The sequence below is a fragment of the Lactobacillus johnsonii genome (assembly GCF_014058685.1).
GTDB lineage: Bacteria > Bacillota > Bacilli > Lactobacillales > Lactobacillaceae > Lactobacillus.
Genome location: NZ_CP059055.1, coordinates 1,692,841 through 1,710,610, shown reverse-complemented (window position 1 = coordinate 1,710,610; position 17,770 = coordinate 1,692,841). Strand labels below are relative to the sequence as shown.

Annotated in this window: 10 protein-coding genes; 7 read left to right on the top strand and 3 right to left on the bottom strand. The window is 36.6% G+C overall.

Features of this window, described 5'->3' with window-relative positions:
• The first annotated feature begins 20 nt into the window (after window positions 1–20).
• The gene (locus H0I41_RS08255) at window positions 21–839 is read left to right on the top strand and encodes a MurR/RpiR family transcriptional regulator (protein WP_004897981.1); all 819 of its coding nucleotides are present in this window, start codon (window positions 21–23) and stop codon (window positions 837–839) included.
• 220 nt (window positions 840–1,059) lie between these two features.
• Here the strand turns inward: H0I41_RS08255 and H0I41_RS08250 are convergent, their stop codons facing one another.
• Window positions 1,060–3,744 carry a cation-translocating P-type ATPase gene (locus H0I41_RS08250; RefSeq protein ID WP_135014178.1) on the bottom strand — a complete coding sequence of 895 codons (2,685 nt, stop codon included), beginning with the start codon at window positions 3,742–3,744 and terminating at the stop codon, window positions 1,060–1,062.
• 198 nt (window positions 3,745–3,942) lie between these two features.
• Here H0I41_RS08250 and H0I41_RS08245 point away from each other — a divergent pair, with 198 nt between their 5' ends.
• Window positions 3,943–4,125 carry a hypothetical protein gene (locus tag H0I41_RS08245; RefSeq protein WP_135014177.1) on the top strand — a complete coding sequence of 61 codons (183 nt, stop codon included), beginning with the start codon at window positions 3,943–3,945 and terminating at the stop codon, window positions 4,123–4,125.
• A gap of 26 nt (window positions 4,126–4,151) precedes the next feature.
• Here H0I41_RS08245 and H0I41_RS08240 read toward each other — a convergent pair whose 3' ends face one another.
• Window positions 4,152–4,796, bottom strand: coding sequence for a matrixin family metalloprotease (locus tag H0I41_RS08240; protein ID WP_135014176.1), 645 nt, complete (start codon window positions 4,794–4,796; stop codon window positions 4,152–4,154).
• 144 nt (window positions 4,797–4,940) lie between these two features.
• Here H0I41_RS08240 and helD point away from each other — a divergent pair, with 144 nt between their 5' ends.
• Complete coding sequence (helD, locus tag H0I41_RS08235; RefSeq protein ID WP_265589548.1) at window positions 4,941–7,259, top strand: RNA polymerase recycling motor HelD; 2,319 nt, start codon at window positions 4,941–4,943, stop codon at window positions 7,257–7,259.
• Between the two features lie 152 nt (window positions 7,260–7,411).
• A complete protein-coding gene (locus tag H0I41_RS08230; RefSeq protein WP_004897973.1) occupies window positions 7,412–8,134 on the top strand; it encodes a C39 family peptidase in 723 nt (240 codons plus the stop codon).
• A gap of 36 nt (window positions 8,135–8,170) precedes the next feature.
• Here the strand turns inward: H0I41_RS08230 and H0I41_RS08225 are convergent, their stop codons facing one another.
• Window positions 8,171–8,743, bottom strand: coding sequence for an SGNH/GDSL hydrolase family protein (locus H0I41_RS08225; protein ID WP_135014175.1), 573 nt, complete (start codon window positions 8,741–8,743; stop codon window positions 8,171–8,173).
• Window positions 8,744–8,832: 89 nt separating this feature from the next.
• Between H0I41_RS08225 and coaA the strand changes: the two genes are divergently transcribed.
• From coaA to H0I41_RS08210, 3 genes are all read left to right on the top strand, one after another.
• Window positions 8,833–9,684: a type I pantothenate kinase gene (gene coaA / locus H0I41_RS08220; protein WP_004897971.1), complete on the top strand. Its 852-nt coding sequence runs from the start codon at window positions 8,833–8,835 to the stop codon at window positions 9,682–9,684.
• A 12-nt stretch (window positions 9,685–9,696) separates the two neighbouring features.
• Entirely contained in the window at window positions 9,697–10,269 is a 573-nt protein-coding gene (gene efp, locus H0I41_RS08215; protein ID WP_135014174.1) for an elongation factor P, read from the top strand.
• Window positions 10,270–10,538: 269 nt separating this feature from the next.
• Window positions 10,539–17,681 (top strand): Rib/alpha-like domain-containing protein, encoded by a 7,143-nt coding sequence (locus tag H0I41_RS08210; RefSeq protein WP_228099710.1) that lies wholly within the window; start codon window positions 10,539–10,541, stop codon window positions 17,679–17,681.
• Window positions 17,682–17,770 lie beyond the last annotated feature (89 nt).

The following is a 17,770-nucleotide window of genomic DNA, read 5'->3' as shown; positions in this document are numbered from 1 at the left end:
TATAATCAGGATGTGAGACAATGGAATTTATACAGCGATACAATCAAAATAAAGACAAGCTAACTAAGTCAGAAAATAAATTGGCTAACTATATTGCGAGTCATACTGAACATGTGATTTATGACACGATTAAGTCGCTAGGGACTGCAACTAATACTGGAGATGCCACAATTGTTAGACTTTGTAAAAAATTAGGCTATTCAGGTTTCTCGGATCTAAAAATAGCTTTAGCACAAGATTCAATGATGACTACCTCAAAAGGTCATGACGAAGCTCAAACATCTTCAGAGTTAAGTAGTAAAGTTTTAATTTCTTCAATTGAAAAAACAGAAGAATTGATCAATCCTTCTGTTTTAAAACAAGCAGTTAGTTTATTAGCTAAAGCACGCCGAATCCATATTTTTGGTTTGGGTCACTCAGGCGAATCAGCTAGAGACTATGAAAGAACCTGGCTTAGAATTGGTTTGATTGCCAATGCGGAGTCTGATCCGCATATTCAAGTTCAAGTTGCGACCTTATTAAGTAAAGATGACCTAGTAGTTGGCTTATCACTCTCTGGTCATACTAAAGACACTTATGATTCACTCAAAGTTGCTAAAGAATACGGCGCTAAAATTATTGCTATTACTAACGATCTTACGTCACCGATTGCTCAATTAGGGGATGTAAGCTTGCAGACGTCCGTTAGTGAATTTATGAATATTGGTACCGTAGCTGGTCAGGTATCACAATTATATTTATGCGATGTTTTAGCGCGAGAATATGAAAAGCTTAATAAAGTTGATGTAGATAAAATTAAGGAGCAGGCACTTGCAGCAGTTATGAAAAAATCTATTTAGCATAATCTGACAATAAAAACAGCCAAACTACTCAAGATAGAGTAATTTGGCTGTTTTTTATATTTAAAATGTGTTAGTTATTTGATTACAGAAAAGTAGAAAGCATAAAGTTAGTTATGCCTTTATGCTTATGTAAGTGTTAAATTTATATTTTCATTGTACAAGGTATTTGCTATTAAGTCTAAAAATATGCTTGCTAAAGTTCTATTAATATAATGTGCTAATCTGTGACTGATTCTAATGCTCGGCTTTGTTGACGAGCTTTAACAGATCGCTTGATTAGCTTCATTAATTCAACTTGTAAGATTGAGAATAGAGAAAGAATGATGACTACTAGCCATTGTCTTGATGTCAGGTTAGTCAAATGAAAGAGAGATTGTAAGTTAGGAGTAAAGAGAATAACTCCCATTAAAACTGCTGAAACGATAAAGGATACAATTAACCAAATATTAATTTTGTTTCCTCTAATCCAAATCGGATCAGTATTAGAATGTTGATTAAATGCGCGGAACATTTGAGATAAAGCTAGAACACAGAAGGCCATTGTTTGACCAGCAATCGGATTATCAAAAGTGTCTCCAATCCAGTAAGCTAATAGTGTCATTAAGGCAACAAAGATTCCTTGGCTGATAACGCGCCAGACTAGATCTCTTTCAAATAAGGTTCCAGTCTTCACTGGTTTATGTTTCATAATATTTTTACTTGCAGGATCTACTCCTAAAGCTAGAGCCGGTAAGCTGGCGGTAGCTAAATTGACCCAAAGAATATGAACAGCAAGTAGTGGTGCATCCCAATTAAAGAGGGTAGCAATAAATAAAGTAGTAATTTCTGCAATATTACCGACTAGTAAAAATTGAATTACTTTCTGAATATTGCGGTAAACCTTTCGTCCCTCTTTAATGGCGGCAGTAATAGTTGTAAAACTATCGTTAAGTAAAATCATGTCTGAGACATCTTTAGCAACGTCAGTACCACTAATTCCCATCGCAACTCCGATATCAGCTGCTTTTAAAGCGGGAGAATCATTAACTCCGTCACCTGTCATAGCTACTACTTCTTCATTTCGCTTTAGGCTTTGAATAATTTTTAACTTATCATTAGGTGAAACACGAGCAAAAACTGTGGTTGACTTAACTGCTTGATCTAATTCGCTATCTGCCATCTCGTTTAGTTCAGTACCAGAAATAACAGTATTTCCATTAGCATAAATGCCTAAGTTTTTAGCAATAGCAACCGCAGTATTTTTATGGTCACCAGTAATCATAATAGTTTTAATGCCTGCTTCGCGAGCCATTTTGATTGATGCTTTAACTTCATCTCTAGCTGGGTCAATCATCCCAACAGCTCCTAAGAAAACTAAATGTTGTTCAATATCTTCATTTTCTTGCGGTAAATTCAAAATGGTTCGGCTGGCAAAACCTAAAACTCTCAAGGCTTGGTCAGACATCTTATATGATAAGGCTAAAATGTTTTCTTTATCAGTCTTAGTTAATTTCTGCATTCCATTGCTTGTAGCAATGTAGTCACAGAGTGGTAGTAATTCGTCCAGTGCTCCTTTAGTATAGGCAACATATTCATTGTTTATTTCATGAATTGTAGACATACGTTTTCTAATTGAATCAAAAGGATATTCGCCAAGTCTTGGATATTCTTTTCTTAAGCTAGAAACGGAATATCCAAAATCTTGTGCTAGTGGAATTAAGGCCCCTTCTGTAGGGTCACCAATAATTTCTTCTGGACTAGCAGGACTAAGAGAAGCATCATTACAAAGACTAGCAGCATACATTAAGTCTTTATAAGCATTATTGTTTTTTACTGCTTTTTGAGCCTTTAAGATCTTTTTGTTAAGGAAATCATCTCCGTTAGCTAAATGAGTTACTGTCATTTTGTTTAACGTTAGAGTTCCTGTTTTGTCAGAACAAATAACTGTTGCGTTTCCAAGTGTTTCAACTGCTGGTAGATTTTTGATTAAGGCATGTTCCTTAGCCATTCGCTGTACTCCAAGTGCCATAATGATGGTTGCAGTTGCTGGAAGTCCTTCTGGAATGATTGAAATAGCTAAAGAAATTGCTACTAAAAATTGTGGTAGAAGAGGACGTCCATAAAAAGCGCCGATGGCAAAAATTAAAACACAAATGATTAAACCAATAATTGTTAGAATTTTACCCACAGCGTTAAGTTTCCGCTTCAGTGGAGTATCACTAGTATCATCGTCTTCTAGCATTCCAGCAATTTGACCAATTTCTGTATTCATCCCAGTTTTAGTTACAATTCCACTTCCTCGACCATAAGTAACAATTGAAGAAGTGTAGGCCATATTTTTTCTATCGCCTAAGGGACAATCAGGAGAAAGAACAGCAGCTGCATTCTTTTCACTGGCAATTGACTCTCCGGTTAAAGAAGCTTCAGCAATTTTCAAGTTATTGGATTGAGTTAGGCGTAAATCCGCAGGCACCATATCACCGTTGGTTAAGATAACTAGGTCGCCGACTACTAATTCACTAGCTGAAACAATTTTTTCAGATCCATTTCTAATTACTGTTGCAGTTGGAGCACTCATTGTTTTTAGAGCGGCAAGAGAAGCTTGGGCTTTCTTTTCTTGGATAATACCAATAATAGAGTTGATTACCACAATGAAGAAAATTACACCAGCTTCTACCCATTCATTTAAAAGGGCTGAAAAAGTAGCTGCCCCTAATAAAATTAAAATCATTGGATCAAAGATTTGCTCTTTGAGCATGTTTAAAATTGACTTAGGGGGCTTTTCATTTAAAACATTATGTCCATATTTTTTTAACCGTCTGTCAACTTCTGGCTCGCTTAAACCAGCTGAGCTTGTTTCTAGATTTGAAAATAACTCGTCTTTTGTTTGAGAATACGCGGGAGGTTGTTTCTGACTATCCATAAAGGATATACCATTCCTTTCTTATTATTAAAAATGAATAATTTTAATTTGTATAGCTTTATGAAATATTGCTATTTATACATTTAAAGCTAATTATATTTATGAAATATAGTATAAAATAACTGACAGTTTAAGTCTAAAAATATGCTTATAATAATATACCTTTGCTATAGTTAAGAGAGAAATGAGGGAAGGAATATGAAACAACTTGAGCAATCATTTATTATTGGGATTTTTGGCTTAATTGGTTTGTTTATTGGCCTATTTGTCAAAAACATTATGGTCTGGACTTTTGTTGGAATTGCAGTTGGTTACGTGATAACATTTTGGATTCCATATTTTAAAAAGCAAAGTCAATTAAAAAAGAAAAATATGAAATAAGAGCGACTCTCAGCATTGAGTCGCTCTTATTGTTCTTGATATAATTTTTTAACATCTTGGACGTCACTTGGTTGAATTGTATAAAAAGATCCTTGGGGATACATAACTGAAATCCCATCTTTATGACCTAATCCTATTGCATGACCTAATTCATGTTCAACGGTATTCACAATTCGTCCATTATTGTAGCCATAGCTTGGATTTAAAAGATAATATGAATTTAAGCGAACCGTAGCCTTAAGTAAATGCCCAGTTAATGAGTTGTATTGAGTATCGGTTAGTCCGGCTGCATTTGTTTCACCGTCATTCATTGACTTAATAATAATTTTGGCGTTATTTCTATCATTTGTGATTTTAAAATTAAAGGCACCTGTGTTATTCCAAACGTTAATTCCATCAAGCGCAGCTTGTTTTAGCGTTGGATCAGAAAGATCGATGTAGACAGTGGCTGTATTAGAGTCAAAAGTATGTCCTTTAGAATTATCTCCATCCTTATCATCATTTTGGATTTTTTCAGGTGAAATAAATTGTTGTACTTTTGCAGTTAGATATGGGAGGGGATTTCTAGTTCCAAATGTTTTTTTAATTTCTGGAGCAGCTTTTTGATAGGCGAACTCAAGCCCCACAAAAAGGAGGGCTAGAACTAGAATTGTTTTAAAAAATCGTTTCACTTTCTCATCTCGCAATGTAATTTTATTTAATTATAAAACTAATTATTTAAGAAAAGACTAAATAACAGTTGAGACTTTCTGAAAATTATAAATTCTTTTAGAAAGCGTATACATATGATAAAATAATATGCAACGTTTTTACTAATGCTAGAAATAGGTGACGTAATTTTGGTAAAAGAAACTGAACAACAAAAAGAGCAAAAGCATCTAGATGATGTTCTTGGCTTAATTAAGAAGAAAGAAAAAGAGCTTGATCATTCAATCGAACATGCACAAAATGAAGCTCAAAATATCAATTCACACTTTTTTGATGATGTGAAATTAGATTATGATGGCTACTCCACTTCAATGGATACTGCTTTGTCTATTCACCAGCAACAACAGATGTTAGCGGAAAGACAAAATGCCTGGCAACATTCAGCTAAGCAATTATCAACCTTGCAGCGTTTAGAAAAGAAGCCATATTTTGCAAGAGTTGATTTTCAAGAACCTAATGAAGAACCAGAAACTATTTATATTGGATTAGGTTCTTTTGCAGATAAAGAAGATCATTTTTTAATCTATGATTGGCGTGCACCAATATCTTCTATTTACTATGATGGAAAATTAGGAAAAGTATCATATAATGCACCAGATGGTGTGCAAACTGTTGATATGACTAAGAAGCGTCAATTTTTAATTAAAGATGGCAAGATTACTAATATGTTTGATACCAATGAATCCATTGGGGATCAAATGCTCTTAAATGTCTTGAATGAAAAATCATCTACACAGATGAAGTCAATTGTGACTACCATTCAACGTGAGCAAAATAAAATTATTAGAAATACTAGTGCTGATCTTTTATTTGTTCAAGGGGCTGCTGGTTCGGGTAAGACATCTGCCATTATGCAGCGTGTGGCCTACTTACTATATCGCTACCGTGGTAATTTGACTTCTAGCGATGTTATTATGTTCAGCCCAAATCAATTATTTAATGATTATGTTAAAAATGTTCTTCCGGAAATGGGAGAACAGAATATGGTTCAAATGACTTACTGGCAGTTTGTTTCTCGCCGTGTTCCCGGAATGAACGTTGAAAACTTATTTGAACAATTCGAAGATAATGAGCAAAACGATAAGATCGTTAACTTGAAGAACTCACTCCAATTCTTTAATGCAGTAACTCGCTATGCTAAACATCTTGAAAAGAATGGTTTGATTTTTAAGAACATTTACTTTAAGAGTAAAGAAAAGCCATTTTTTGATAAGGAAAAGATCAAGGAAATTTACTACGGCTTTAATGAAAACTACCACTTAAGAAATAGAATTGAAGCTACAAAAGAAGCTTTGATTAATAGTTTAAACCGCAGAATTGAACCTGAAACTAAGAAGGCATGGGTTGATAAAACTATTGAATCTTTGGATCAAGAACAATTAAATAAACTATATGATCGTCCCGATCAAGAATTTGAATCTAGTGCAAAAGAAGAACACTTTTTGGCTCGTAAGATTGTAATTAATCAATTAAAGCAAGTTAGTCGCAAGATTCGTCAGAATCGCTTTTTAAATATTCGTGCACAATACTTACGCTTTTTACGTGCCGTTCCTAAGATAATTGACTTAAGTAAATGGGATATTACCCAAGAGGAATGGGATGCTCATATTGAAAATGTTAAAGGGCGGTTTAAGGCTGGAAGAATCAAGATGGCCGATATTTCTCCTTACCTTTACCTATATGATCTAGTAACTGGACGTAGAACAGATTATGAAATGCGCTATGCCTTTATTGATGAAATTCAGGATTACACTCCATTCCAATTGGCATATCTTAAGTACAATTTCCCTAGAGCTAAGTTCACGATGTTAGGTGACTTGAATCAAGCTATTTTTACTAAAGATGAAAGTAAAACACTTTTGAGTCAAATCTCTAAATTGTTTGATCCTGAAAAGACGGATGTTGTTCAATTAACCAAGTCTTACCGTTCAACAAAGGAAATAACTAACTTCACTAAGCAAATTTTGCGTCAAGGTGAAAAGATTGAAGCTTTTGATAGACGTGGTCCAAAGCCAGCCTTTTACAAGCGCGATAGTATTGAAAAAGAATACAGTGCCTTAGAAGATATATTGGCCGAAAACGATGAACAAAAGCTAACAACAGCAATTATTACTAAGACATTGGCTGAAGCTCAAGAAGTTGCTAAAGTATTAAAAGAAAGAAAGATTAAGGCAACTTTAATTGGGTCGGCAAACCAGCGTTTAGTACCGGGTACTTTAGTAATGCCATCCTATCTTGCTAAAGGACTAGAATTTGATGCAGTAGTTGCTTGGGGTGTTTCAAAAGAAAATTATCATCAATTAGATGAAACTCAATTGCTTTACACCATTGCCTCGCGGGCAATGTATAAATTAGACTTAATTTATACAGGTGAGAAGAGCCCTTTGTTTGATAATTTAGATGAAAAAACTTACGTAAATAAGTAAAAATAAAATCCCTCTTAGATCTTGGTATCATTAAAACCTTGATTTAGAGGGATTTTTTATTATTAAGGTAAGCAGATAAGGATTTAAAGTTAATTCTATTTAATTCTTATGCATTTTGACAGACTTAATACATAATAGTTAAAATACTTAGCATGAAAAGATTAAATAGAGCTAGAAAATATCGGCGTAGAAGAAGAATTCTGTATACAGTTATATTGTTAATTACTGCTGGAGTAATCGCCTTAGGATTTAATTTTAAAAGATTTCAAAATGAATATGATTGGCTTACTTTAAAACCAGAACAGAAGTTAAATGTTCCCTTAGAAAATCAATTACCAGACTTACCAAATGGTTGTGAGGTTACCTCACTTTCAATGTTGTTGAAATACTATGATATTAATGTAAGTAAATTAGAGTTGTCATCGAATATCAAGCATGTATCATCTTTTGTTGGCAATAATTATCGTGGAAATCCACATGTTGGTTTTGTTGGCTATATGAGTATCAAAAATGCAGGCTGGTGTGTTTATAATGAACCTTTGTATAATGTTGCAAGAAAATATACTAATAGAATTCGCAACTATACAGGCAATAACTTTGTTCGAGTATTGAAATTAGTTTCTGAAGGACATCCCGTAGTAATTATTACAACTTTGAAGTTTGATCGTGTAAATGATATGCAGACTTGGTCTACCAAGCAAGGAAAAGTTCATGTAACGCCGTCATCTCATGCTTGTGTGATTACAGGTTACGACAAGAAAAAGGGGATTGTGTATGTAAATGATCCTTATGGTGTTAAAAATAAAAAGGTAAGCTTAAAGAAGATAGAGGCAAGTTATAACCAGCAAGGTAAACAAGCACTTTATATTGAATAGCGTAGTAAAAAAGCATCCCGTTATTGGGATGCTTTTTTATGATATAGCAGCTGGTTCTTTCTCTTTGACTAATTTAGCAAGCTTTTCAATTAGTAATTTATTACCTTCTTGATTTAAATGGATACCGTCCTTCTGAAGTAAACCATTTGGATGACCTGTCTCACGCATTACTTTTGAAAAGTTTAAGAATGGAATATTATTTTCGATATGACATTGCTCAGCTACTAATTCAAATTGTAATGTTTTTGGCCATGCTTGATCTTTGGCGATTTTCCAATTAGTATAGGAAGGTCCCATTAAAATTGTTTTGTCGACACCAATTAAATCTACTAGAACTTGCAAGTTATGTGCATAGCGTCCAGCGCTTAAGCCAAATTGCATATTTGCGTCATTAGTACCTAAGGCGAGTATAACTAAGTCGTAATTGAAAGGTTTAATCCTTAAATCATAAAAATCAATTGCCTCCTCAGTTGTACTTCCAGGTACAGAATTATTAATAATTGTAAATTTAGGTAATTTTTCTTGCAGTCCTTGAGTTACAATATTAGTTGCGTGTCCATTAATATACCCTGCAAGTAAGGAATCACCAAAAAGAATAATTTTTTTCATAGTTATCTTCTTTTCTTTCTCTCAATATATATGATAGGCTGAACAATGTAAAAATACTAGGAACAAGGCAGAAGGAAGGCGGGCTTTTTATGCAAGAGCAATTTTTACACTTGACACCTGATAAGTGGCAGGCATTAATTCCTCCAAGTGATGAATTTAGTGCAGAAATTTTCATGATGAAGAATCTTCAATATATCATGAGTCAAAAAAATGCTGTTTATCATACTCAACAAACATTTTATAAAGAACAGTGGCAAAAGATTCCTTTTATAATTGGAGTGACGGGATCTGTTGCTGTTGGTAAGTCCACCTTTGCCAAGAAAATAACGCGGTTATTTGAACGCCTTGAACCGGATAAAAAGATTGCTCAAGTTTCTACTGACGGATTTTTAATGTCTAATGCAGAACTTAAAGCTAAAAACTTAATGGATCAAAAGGGCTTCCCAGTATCATTTAATTGGGATGCCTTTTCTACTTTTCTGTCAAGTGTTAAAGCTGGTAAAGAAAGAGTACCATATCGACTATACTCACAGGAAATTTCTGATCTAGTTCCTAATGAAGTTGGCTCGGTTGAACAGCCGGATGTCTTAGTAGTAGAAGGAATAAATTTACTAGAAGTTCCTCCTAACGGCCAAGCACCGCCAAGTGATTTCTTAGATTATGTGATTTATCTCGATGCTAGTGAAGAAGACTTAGAAAGATGGTATCTTGATCGCTATCATTTAATGTTAGAAATTAATCGCAATAATCCGGACAATTATTTTTATCAATGGGCTCATGTACCACGTGAACAAGCGGATATTTTTGCCAAAAAAGTCTGGCGAGATGTTAACTTAAAGAACTTACACGAGTATATTGAACCAACTAAAAAACGAGCAGACATGATTATTAAAAAGTACGGTAATCATGAAATTAGTGATATGTATATTAAGAAATTTTAGAGGTATTTGTTAATGCAAGCAATTGAATTAAAAAAAGGTATGATTTTTAACCAAGATGGTAAGTTGATTGAAGTATTAAAGAGTAATCACCACAAACCCGGTAAAGGTAATACAGTTATGCAAATGGATTTGCGTGGTGTTATGAGTGGTGCAGTTGTGCATAAAACAATGCGTCCAAGTGAAAAAGTAGACTTAGTTAATGTTTCCTTGAAAAAAGCACAATATCTTTACGATGATGGCACTAACTTTATTTTTATGGATACAGATACTTATGAACAATATTTAATTCCTAAAGAACATTTAGCTTCAGAAGCTAAATTCTTGATGCCAAATATTGAAGTAGACCTTAAGTTCACTGATGAAGGTAAATTAATCGGAATTAACTTACCATCCACTGTAAAGATGACAGTTAAAGAAACTCAACCAGAAATAAAGGGTGCTACTGCTGCTGGTGGTGGTAAGCCTGCAACAATGGATACTGGCTTAGTTGTAACTGTACCAGATTTCATTAAGGAAGGCGAAGAATTAATTATTGGAACTGAAAATGGTGATTATAAAGGCCGTGCAGATAGTATTACTAGATAATCGAGAAGGAACTGTGTAAAAGCAGTTCCTTTTTCTATATAAAAATTTTGCTAAATTTGTCTCACTCGATTTTAAACAGTCCTTATAAAAATAAGGGCTGTTTTTAGCTTTTATAATTATCTGACTGGAAAAGTATAGAACTTTATTAGCTATGAAACATAAGGTATCAATTATTAAATAAGATAAGTTACTTAATTCTTGACTATCAGTAAATGAGGTTCTATATTGTGTGGTGAAAAGGCTTACTTAATTTGTGGAGGAGACAAATAATGTTATCCAGAAATAATTATCAAGAAAAAATTCGTAAAATGGAGAACAAAAAAGAGCGGTTTTCAATTAGGAAATTTTCAATTGGAGCTGCTTCAGTTTTAATTGGATTTACTCTTTTTGGAATTGGCGTAGACAGTCAAAGCGTAAAAGCCGATACAGTTACTCCAAATAGTGTAAATGTAAAAAATGGGAGTGAAGTAAACAAAACAGCAGAAGTACTTTCGAATGAGAAGGGGAAAAATGCTACCAATACTGCAGTTAATAGTACTGTAAAATCACAAAATACTGTAGTTAATACTGTAAAAGCACCAGCTGCTGTTCAAACTAAAGTTAATAACAATACTACTAATAATACTTCACAAGAAACTTTAAATAAAAGTGTAGCAAATAGTCAAACTGAAAATTCAGAAAAAACGAATCTGACTGCAAGTAATCAAAATAATGCAGTAAAGCCAATTGTTCAAAAGGCAAATGTTCAAGCAACTAATAATCAAACAGAATCAGTTAATGATTATTCTCAATTCTTAAACGCTTTACAAAATAAAAATGTAAGTACAATTACTTTAGATAAGAATATTGATTTTAGTAATGCTAATTTAAATAATGGTAGCTATCAGGATATAAATAACTATGGAATTGCTCGTACAGTAACAATTGATGGTCAAAAGCAATATTCTTTAAACATGGGAGGAAACTATATTGATCTTGACAGTAATACCTACTATGAGCCAAACGCAAGCAATCCTACTCGCAATTGGAATGTCATTTTAAAGGATCTAAATCTTCAAACAACTAGTGGATATGGCCCATTTTGGTTTAACAGTGCAACCTCTAATGATAGTACATTGACCTTTAATGGAGTTACAACAAGTAAAGATTCCGGCCAATTACTTAATAATTCAACTGCTTCCTCGTATCCTAATGTTAACGTTAATTTTGAGGGAGAGAATAAATTACAAGGTAATTTAACTAATTCGAATATTACGAGTTCAGCTTTAATTCAAGCAAACAATGTTAACTTTAGTAATGGGTCTACTGTATTTACTGCAAATAATAATAGTTCAAGTAACTTAGCAGATATCCTAGCTTCAGGTAATGTTGTTGTTGATAGTAGTGCGCAAGTTGATTTTAACAGTGAAGCTACTTCAAATATGGCAGGTGTTTCATTTGCTAATGGTGCTGGCAATCAAACAATTGACAATGCAACTTCTGGGGTATTGCGTTTAATGCCTAATGCTCAAGTAACCATGGAATTAGGTTCTGGCGATTCAATGGGAGTCAATAATGCAAGTAACCTTGACTTGCAAGATTCAGCTTCATTAAAAATTACTACTAGCAAGATGAATAGTACCGGCTTCCGTTCCGCTGGCTTAGTCGGATTGGACTATGATGGTGACACTAATGACAGTACAGTAAGAATTAGTCCAAATGCTGTTCTTTCTATCATTAGAACCAAGGTAACTGATTCTGATGCTCCTTTACTTGCAATGGGACCAAGCAGTGGAGATGGTGAAATTTATCATCTTGAAGTAAATGATGGTAGTTTGAATTTGCAAGATTCAGCTTACTCATCTTACCTGCCTTCTTCCTATACTTTATCTAAGAGTCAATATTGGGGTGGCTGGCCAGCTATTTTGACTATGTGGGGAACGAGTAGTCAAAACTACATTAATTTCAACAATGCGAAGTTAATTAATTTACAGCGTACTGCACTTAATAAACCAGGATATTTAATTAAAACTGAAGGTGCAGGAGACTATGCATATCACCAGACCCACATTGTAATTAATTCACCTGATAGTGCCTACAATACTCCATTGACTATAATTCCAGCTGGTGAAACAAAACCGGTAACTTGGAATGTTAAATATTTGAATAATACTAGTCAAGGTGGGGACTATGCGTATGCCTTTCGTTCATATCGCGATTTTGGTGATTGGAACAATGCAGGTTCTGAATATATGAATGGATCAGTTAATGACGATACTCCAGCCAAAGGTGTTAATGAAGTTACCTTAACAGCTATGGCCTCCGATTCAGGATCTAATAGCTTCTCTAATGGTGCAGTTGTTCCTGAAGGAAATGAAACTACCGCTTCGAAAGCTTTGAATAGTTTTATTAACCACTTTAGTTGGTGGAATGCCTCTGGAGTTAAATTTGGTTCAAACTTAGATGAAAGTAATCAATATACTCCGTCGTATAAACCAGTAAATGTTGAACAAGGTCAAACTGCTATTGATGATCCGTCATTTACTAATCAAGATGGCAAAGATATTACTGCTCCAGCTGGCACGACCTTTACTACAGATACTGATACACCTGATTGGGCAACTATTAATTCGTCAACTGGTACTGTAACTGTTAAACCAGGTACAGATGTAACTCCAGGTGCTTACAATATTCCAGTAACTGTAACTTACCCAGACACTAGTACTAGTGAAACGACTGTTCCAGTAATTGTTACTAAAGCTGGTCAAACAGTAACTTGGGGTGATAATGGTGCAGTTGTAACTAGCGTTGACACTTCTAAACTTAACGCTCACGAAACTACTGAAAATTCACAAGTTCTCTCACCAGTTGGTATTGTAACTGCAGAAGGTTATGAATTAACAGATGGTAAACTTTCAACTACAGCAACTCCAATTACTATTGCTCCATCGACTGTAAGCTGGACTACAACTCCAGATACTAATGTTGCTACCGCAATTGCATCCGGTAAAGACATCACAACTAGTGTTAATGTTGACTTTACTGATAATGATGCAACTAAGAATATACTTGGCTCAAAGAATGGTGTTGTAACTACTAACCCATTTACCATTGATGCTAAAGGGGCTGGTGCTAAGGCTGTAACTGCTCCAGTTAATATTGTCCTTGGTTCGGATTTGACTAGTGAACAATTTAGCCAATTAGTAGATAACAACATCCCAACTGATGAAATTGCAAAGACGGAATGGGCAACTAAGCCTAATGCACAAGGTCAAGACGGTGTTATCAAGATTACCTTTACTGATAAAGATGCAAATGGTCAACCAACTTACTTGAACATTAACATTCCAGCAAGTTCAATTAAGATAACTACTGATGCCGATAAGTACACACCAGAAGGTCAAGATATAAACACTAAGACCGGTGTTGTACCAGCAGCTGCAGAAGGTATTAAGAATAAGAGTGATTTACCATCAGATACCAAGTACACCTGGAAGACAACCCCAGATGTACCAACTGCCGGTAATAAGCCAGCTACAGTAGTAGTAACTTACCCAGATGGCTCAAAGGACGAAGTTCCCGTAACCGTTCATGTAACAAATCCAACAACTTCAACCGATGCCGACAAGTACAAGCCAGAAGGCCAAGATGTAAACACCAAGACTGGTGTGGTACCAAGTGCAGCAGAGGGTATTAAGAACAAGAGTGATTTACCATCAGGTACCAAATACACTTGGAAGACGACCCCAGATGTAACAACTACCGGAAATAAGCCAGCTACAGTAGTAGTAACTTACCCAGATGGCTCAAAGGACGAAGTTCCCGTAACCGTTCATGTAACAAATCCAACAACTTCAACCGATGCCGACAAGTATAAGCCGGAAGGTCAAGATGTGAACACGAAGACAGGTGTTGTACCAGCAGCAGAAGAAGGTATTGCAAACAAGAGCGATTTACCATCAGGCACTAAATACACCTGGAAGACGACCCCCGATGTAACGACTGCCGGTAATAAACCAGCTACAGTAGTAGTAACTTACCCAGATGGTTCAACGACTGAAGTTCCGGTAACTATCCACGTAACTAGTCCAGAAACCGATGCAGATAAGTACAAGCCAGAAGGACAAGATGTGAACACGAAGACAGGTGTTGTACCAGCAGCAGAAGAAGGTATCAAGAACAAGAGCGATTTACCATCAGGTACCAAATACACTTGGAAGACAACTCCCGATGTAACAACTGCCGGAAATAAACCAGCTACAGTAGTAGTAACTTACCCAGATGGCTCAACGACTGAAGTTCCGGTAACTGTCCATGTAACTAGTCCAGAAACCGATGCAGATAAGTACAAGCCAGAAGGACAGGATGTAAACACCAAGACTGGCGTTGTACCAGCAGCAGAAGAAGGTATTGCAAACAAGAGTGACTTGCCATCAGGTACCAAATACACTTGGAAGACAACTCCCGATGTAACAACTGCTGGTAATAAGCCAGCTACAGTAGTAGTAACTTACCCAGATGGCTCAACGACTGAAGTTCCAGTAACTGTCCATGTAACAAGCCCAGAAACCGATGCCGACAAGTACAAGCCAGAAGGACAAGATGTAAACACTAAGACCGGTGTTGTACCATCAGCTGCAGACGGCATTAAGAACAAGAGCGATTTACCATCAGGTACCAAATACACTTGGAAGACGACCCCAGATGTAACAACTACCGGAAATAAGCCAGCTACAGTAGTAGTAACTTACCCAGATGGCTCAACGACTGAAGTTCCAGTAACTGTCCATGTAACAAGCCCAGAAACCGATGCCGACAAGTACAAGCCAGAAGGACAAGATGTAAACACTAAGACCGGTGTTGTACCATCAGCTGCAGACGGCATTAAGAACAAGAGCGATTTACTATCAGGTACCAAATACACCTGGAAAGATACCCCAGATGTAACAACTACCGGTAATAAGCCAGCTACAGTAGTAGTAACTTACCCAGATGGCTCAAAGGATGAAGTTCCCGTAACCGTTCATGTAACAAACCCATCTAAGACGACCGATGCCGATAAGTATAAGCCAGAGGGCCAAACAATTAATACTAAGACTGGCGAATTACCGAATCCAGCAGAAGGTATCAAGAATAAGAGCGACTTGCCATCAGGCACTAAGTACACCTGGAAAGATACCCCAGATGTGACTACTGCCGGTGACAAGTCAGGTACAGTTGTTGTAACTTACCCAGATGGCTCAAAGGATGAAGTTCCCATAACCGTTCATGTAACAAACCCATCTAAGACGACCGATGCTGATAAGTATAAGCCAGAGGGCCAAACAATTAATACTAAGACTGGCGAATTACCAAATCCAGCAGATGGTATCAAGAATAAGAGTGACTTACCATCAAGCACTAAGTACACCTGGAAAGATACCCCAGATGTGACTACTGCAGGAAACAAGCCAGCTACAGTAGTAGTAACTTACCCAGATGGTTCAAAGGATGAAGTCCCAGTAACTGTCCACGTAACAACCCCAACAACTCCAACTGATGCCGACAAGTACACTCCAGAAGGTCAAGATGTAAACACTAAGACCGGTGTTGTACCAAATCCAGCAGAAGGTATCAAGAACAAGGGTGACTTACCAGATGGCACTAAGTACACATGGAAAGACACACCAGATGTAACTACTGCAGGAGACAAGCCAGCCACAGTTGTTGTAACTTACCCAGATGGTTCAAAGGATGAAGTCCCAGTAACTGTCCACGTAACAACCCCAACAACTCCAACTGATGCCGACAAGTACACTCCAGAAGGTCAAGATGTAAACACTAAGACCGGTGTTGTACCAAATCCAGCAGAAGGTATCAAGAACAAGGGCGACTTACCAGACGGCACTAAGTACACTTGGAAGGACACACCAGATGTAACTACTGCAGGAGACAAGCCAGCCACAGTTGTTGTAACTTACCCAGATGGTTCAAAGGATGAAGTCCCAGTAACTGTCCACGTAACAAACCCAGCAACTCCAACTGATGCAGATAAGTACACTCCAGAAGGTCAAGATGTAAACACTAAGACCGGTGTTGTACCAAATCCAGCAGAAGGCATCAAGAACAAGGGTGACTTACCAGATGGCACTAAGTACACTTGGAAAGACACTCCAGATGTAACTACTGCAGGAGACAAGCCAGCAACTATTGTTGTAATCTACCCAGATGGTTCAAAGGATGAAGTTCCAGTAACCATCCACGTAACCAATCCAACAACTGATGCAGATAAGTACACTCCAGAAGGTCCAGATGTAAACACTAAGACCGGTGTTGTACCAGATCCAGCAGAAGGTATCAAGAACAAGGGTGACTTACCAGATGGTACTAAGTACACTTGGAAAGATACTCCAGATGTAACTACTGCAGGAGACAAGCCAGCAACTGTTGTTGTAACTTACCCAGATGGTTCAAAGGACGAAGTCCCAGTAACCATTCACGTAACCAACCCAGCAACTCCAACTGATGCAGATAAGTACACTCCAGAAGGCCAAGATGTAAACACTAAGACCGGTGTTGTACCAAATCCAGCAGAAGGCATCAAGAACAAGGGTGACTTACCAGATGGCACTAAGTACACTTGGAAAGACACTCCAGATGTAACTACTGCAGGTGAAAGTACTGGTGTAATTGTAGTAACTTACCCAGATGGTTCAAAGGATGAAGTCCCAGTAACCATCCATGTAACAAACCCAGCAACTCCAACTGATGCAGACAAGTACACTCCAGAAGGCCAAGATGTAAACACTAAGACCGGTGTTGTACCAAATCCAGCAGAAGGCATTAAGAACAAGAGTGACTTACCAGATGGAACTAAGTACACATGGGAGAAGACCCCAGATGTAACTAAGCCAGGTGAAAGTACTGGTGTGATTGTTGTAACTTACCCAGATGGCTCAAAGGACGAAGTAACTGTGAAGGTAATTGTTAATACAAACAATGTAACACCAGAAACACAACCAATTCACACTACTCCAGGCGTTCTTCCAAACCCAGCAGATGCTATTAAGAACAAGGATGAAATGCCAGCAGGTACTAAGTACACTTGGAAAGAAGTGCCGAATGTCAATACAGTTGGTGAACACACTGGCGTTATTACAGTAACTTACCCAGATGGTTCAAGCGTAGACTTGACAGTTAAGGTATATGTCGATGTTGTCGCAAAGGAAAATAACAGTAAGAATACTGCTCAAGTTATTACTAAGCCTGTTGCAGAAAATAATGAAAAGAAGACTTCCGCAACTCCAGCACAACAAATTAAGCATTCTGAAAAGGCTACTTTGCCACAAACAGGTGCTAAGTCTGAAAATACAGCTGGTATCTTAGGTTTAGCTATTGCAGCAGTAGGTAGCTTGTTCGGCTTAGGCGCTGGTAAGAAGCGTAGAGATAAGTAAATATTGTAAAGTTTAATTCTAAATATAGACAAAGAAAGAAGAGACTAGAGGCCTCTTCTTTTTTTGTTGCATAAAAATAAGTATTTTTA